At 28.0% G+C, this 539-nt stretch carries 1 protein-coding gene; it reads right to left on the reverse strand.

Annotated features, from left to right (window positions below; genetic code table 11):
• Positions 1 to 267: hypothetical protein (locus B5E58_RS13335; protein WP_330395668.1), on the reverse strand; the 267-nt coding region annotated here is incomplete at its 3' end.
• Positions 268 to 539 lie beyond the last annotated feature (272 nt).

Raw genomic sequence — 539 nt, forward strand, 5'->3', positions numbered from 1 at the left:
TTCATTTGTTTCAGGTTCTTGATAGTGAAATTTTTCTGATGAGTCAGCAAATTTCTCAACAGATTTTTTGAATAGACAATGGATTTTTTCTTGTAAATATGTAAAATCCATTTGCTTTATCAGGTGAAAAAACATTGAAAGATAGTGGTCGAGAATATAACTTTTGTCATCAAGAATAAGTTTTAGTTCATTGGTTGAGTGAAAAACTTCTGAAAACTTAGGTGTGTTTTCATTGTGATTAGAAATAAAATAATTAAAAATATCCATAAAATAACCCCTTTATTTTGAAGTTGGCATAGCCACTTGTGGTATATAAACTCTGATGAAGGTAAGTGTCAAGATATAATTGTTTTCAGAAGAATAAAAAATATCAAAAAATGTGATGTGACAAAAATATTATAATGGCTGTTTTAGGGCTGTGTTTGCCCTTGTGTAAAGACTTGTGAAGGAGGTGGGATAATTATACCTAAATAAAAATAAAGCCTATTTAAGGTGATTTGAGAAAACAAAAATAGTTGAAAAACAGAATATAGTAATAA

This window comes from Tyzzerella sp. An114, assembly GCF_002161055.1.
Taxonomy (GTDB): Bacteria; Bacillota; Clostridia; order Lachnospirales; family Anaerotignaceae; genus Fimicola; species Fimicola cottocaccae.